Annotated in this window: 3 protein-coding genes; all 3 read left to right on the forward strand. The window is 37.6% G+C overall.

Going from position 1 to position 3,939, the window contains the following annotated elements; all coding sequences use genetic code 11:
* Nucleotides 1–417: 417 nt before the first annotated feature.
* Nucleotides 418–1,443, forward strand: a complete 1,026-nt coding sequence (locus AC2JBO_RS43695) for a glycosyltransferase family 2 protein (protein ID WP_496959870.1) — start codon at nucleotides 418–420, stop codon at nucleotides 1,441–1,443.
* Nucleotides 1,444–1,508: 65 nt separating this feature from the next.
* Nucleotides 1,509–2,636: a hypothetical protein gene (locus AC2JBO_RS43700; protein ID WP_496959871.1), complete on the forward strand. Its 1,128-nt coding sequence runs from the start codon at nucleotides 1,509–1,511 to the stop codon at nucleotides 2,634–2,636.
* Between the two features lie 18 nt (nucleotides 2,637–2,654).
* Nucleotides 2,655–3,758, forward strand: a complete 1,104-nt coding sequence (locus tag AC2JBO_RS43705) for a glycosyltransferase (RefSeq protein ID WP_496959872.1) — start codon at nucleotides 2,655–2,657, stop codon at nucleotides 3,756–3,758.
* Nucleotides 3,759–3,939 lie beyond the last annotated feature (181 nt).

Genomic DNA, 3,939 nt, shown 5'->3' on the forward strand with positions numbered 1-3,939 from the left:
ACAAATGTTAAAAAACTTGCAGACAAAATTATTTTTTCTAAAAAATACAGCCGTAATGACCACTCCTTACTAACGGCTCTTATTGGTAATAGTAATGTCAGTGATGGTGGGCGCCGTCAACTGAATCGAATACTAGATTATATTCAAGATGGCGAGCTAAAGTTGATTGATTGGTAATTAACTCATTGTATATTAACACGAAAATAAAATCTCTGTGTCTCCGCGTTTTGTGGTGATTAAAATTACTTTTTTACCACAGAGGCACAGAGATACAGAGGAAAGAGAATAATACATTAATTTAATTATCTGTGTTAATATTTACTTTGACAACAGTAAATTCTCGGTAGAGTTTCAGTAGCGAGTAGGTTAGATTTTTAATGTATCAGTAACTGTTTATGATTTAGGATTGTTTTAAATATGACTTCCCTAGTTTCGATTATTTTGCCTTGTTATAACCGAGCTAGTTATATTGAAAAGTGTGTCCAGAGTGTTTTGGCACAGACTTATAGTAATATTGAGTGCATTTTAGTTGATGATGGTTCTAAAGATAATACTCGTGAAGTCGCAGAAAAGTTAATGGCTCTCGATTCGCGAGTTAAGTATTTTTACAAGGAAAACGGTGGTTTATCTTCCGCGCGCAACTACGGAATCTCAAAAGCGCGCGGTGAGTGGATACAATGTTTAGACCCAGATGATTGGATCAATGAGGATAAAACCAGGTTTCAGTTGAGCTACTTAGAAGGATTAGATAATCAAAATACTATATTTTACTGTGATTACGAGCGCGTGTTTCTCGAACATGACCAAAATATTCTGCGTCGTGAACCTAATATCATCGGTTCACTAACTCGTGAGCAGTTGATACAACGTTTACTTTTACCTGATTTTCTGGCAAAGTCTCCTTTCCCGGTGTTACAACAGTGCATGTTGATTAAAAAGGAGTTGTTACTATCCAAAAATTTTGATAGTAATTTGAAAGCTTTGCAGGATAGGGATTTTGCTTTGGAGTTACTCGAAGCAGGCGTAAATTTTGTGTATACACCAATTGTCGGCGCCTATTACACAAAGCATGAGACAAATATGAGCAGCAATTGGGAGTATATGAAGAATGACTATGTGTTGTTCTATGAAATTGAAAGCCCTAAAAACGCTCTCTTTCAAAAATATTGCGAACCTGCGGTAAAATATTGGCTCGAACAAACATTAGTCGAGAAAGATAGAAAAAATTATTTCAGACTAGCGCAAGTTGCAAATTATCCGGTTGCACTATTTGACGGACAGTTACAAGTAAATAGCAAGCTTGGCTATATCCTGGCTTATTTAATGCGGATACTTCTACCTGAATTTCTGCTTTATAAACAGTCTCGTGGACCAAAAAGTCAAAAATTATTCGATTTTTTCCATAAGATTTTCCGTTATCATAAACTTCGGGAAAATTCTTAGATATTTTCCTGAATATCAAAACCTGAATATCAAAACCTGAATATCAAAACCTGAATATTAAAGTCATGAACAATATTCCTCCAATTTATTTTTATATGCATCCGCAAGTAATACCTGCGGAACAAGTTCCTGAAGATGCCGATATTAACTGGTCTGGCTTCACAAATTTTATGCGCCAAAGTGGCTCTGGCTCTAAGTTCGCTATTGGTTCATACTGCTGGATATTACAAACTTTTCTTTACTTAAGACAAGTAGGTTTTCCTTGTCAATTTACATCAACTATTCCAGATGAAGGTATTATAGTTGGGCAGCGTACTGATTTACCGTTTAATCTAAAACCAAAGCCAAAGCAATTGATTATTTGTGTAAAGGCAGATTGTGAGCTTCACCACTATGCTCAACTTCATGTCGTTCAAAACCCTCAAGATGTCCATCGGTCTACAGATGCGTATTTTATCCCACTTTGGTCTCAACCGGGATTGATTAAACGCGACAAAAATCGGGGTAATAAGTTTGAAAATATCGCTTTTTTTGGTGTAAACGCAAGTTTGGCGCCAGAACTGGCAGACTCTTCTTGGTCAGAAAAACTCAAATCAATGGGTTTAAATTGGGAAGTCGTTGCTGAAAAAGATTGGCATGACTATAGTGACAAAGACGCAGTTATTGCTGTGCGTAGTTTTACGCAAGATGTCCAAAATAATTACAAGCATAAACCTGCTACAAAATTGTACAATAGCTGGCTTGCAGGTGTACCAGCTATTTTGGGTCCAGACTCTGCATTTCGCGCGGAGCTTCACAGCGAACTTGACTATATTGAGGTGAAATCAATTGATGCAATAATTGCAGCACTAGAACTTTTAAGGGACAACAGTGAATTGTATCAAGCAATGGTGAAAAACGGTGAGGTACGCGGTGAAAAATTTTCAACCGAAAACTTGATAGGAATATGGCAGAAGTTTTTCACTGAGACTGCAATTCCAGCGTATTATCGATGGTGTGAATTGTCGAGATTACAACAAAAACTCTGGTTAGCTAAAAAGCAACTTATTGTTACAGAAAATAATCTCAGACCCAATCCATATTACCCCTATGAGTTGGAGTCAGTAAATAATGGGCATATTGGAGTTCAAGATTCGGTTATTGTTTCGACGATGCAAATGTACCGCAAAGTTAAAAAGTTGGTAGCACGATAGATAACAAGATAGACAAATATGAAAGATATTCCACCAGTTTATTTCTATATTCCCAAAGTCGATTTTCCCGATTGGGAAATTCCTGAAGATGCTGATAAAGGATGGCAAATTTTTGAAAGCAAACCAAATAATGCTGTTTACAACTGGTCGTTACAAACTTATATTCGACTCAAGGCAGAAGGGTTTTCATGTCAGTTAGTAGATACTTTACCTACGTCAGGTATTATTTTCGCGCATCGCTACTCACTCCCGTTTAATTTGCAACCCAAGCCAAATCAATTGATAGTATGTATGAAAGCCGACCACGACTTTCATCCTTACGCACAATTACATATAGTCCAAAATCAGCAAGAAGTTAGTACTACTGAGGGTTACGGAGGCTATTACTTTATACCACACTGGCGCCAACCTGGCTTAATTCCGCGCGACCTAACTCGTGGTGATGAATTTGTAAACGTTGGTTATTACGGTATTGAAAAGAATATCGCACCCGAATTAAAAGACCCTACATGGTCAGAACAGTTGAAAGCACTTGGGCTACACTGGCATATTATGGGTGAAAACGTATGGAACGACTACAGCCAAATGGATGCTGTTATTGCTGTGCGTAACTTCCAATTTCAGGAAAGCTATAAATATAAACCAGCGTCAAAGCTTTATAATTCATGGCACGCGCGAGTTCCAGCTATTGTTTCCGGTGACTCAGCATTCCGTGCAGAACGTCGTAGCGAACTCGACTATATTGAAGTTGCATCATTAGAAGAGATAATCACAGCGCTCAAACGACTGCGCGATGATAAAAGTCTATATCATGCTATGGTCAAAAACGGAAGAGCGCGTGCCGAAGATTTTACAGTTGATAAAGTATGTTTACGATGGCGTAATTTCATTACAGAAGTTGCTATTCCTGCCTACTATCGCTGGTGTGAATCTGGGTCGAAACAAAAGTTATATTTAGCAAAGCGGTTTCTGACTATTCAGGAAAATAATCTTAAACCTCAATCAATTTACCCACACGACCAAGAAATTGTCAGAAATGACCATGTTGGATTGTCAGATTTGATGATTATTTCGACAATGAAAAATTATCGTTACTTTAAGAAGCTAGTGCGTAAAGATTAAGTTAATATAGCATTTTTCAAGCAAGTAAGGTACAAATTAAGTTAGTAAAAATCTTGTGGAACGGGCATCTCTGCCCGTCCGAAAGCGTACTTGATTTGAATAGGAACTGCTATAAAACCTTGACCGAAGGTAATTGCAAATTAATAATTGATTAATTGCCTGGGGGGTACAAGCCCCCACC

This window comes from Calothrix sp. CBUCES-K 9914 (assembly GCF_059640475.1).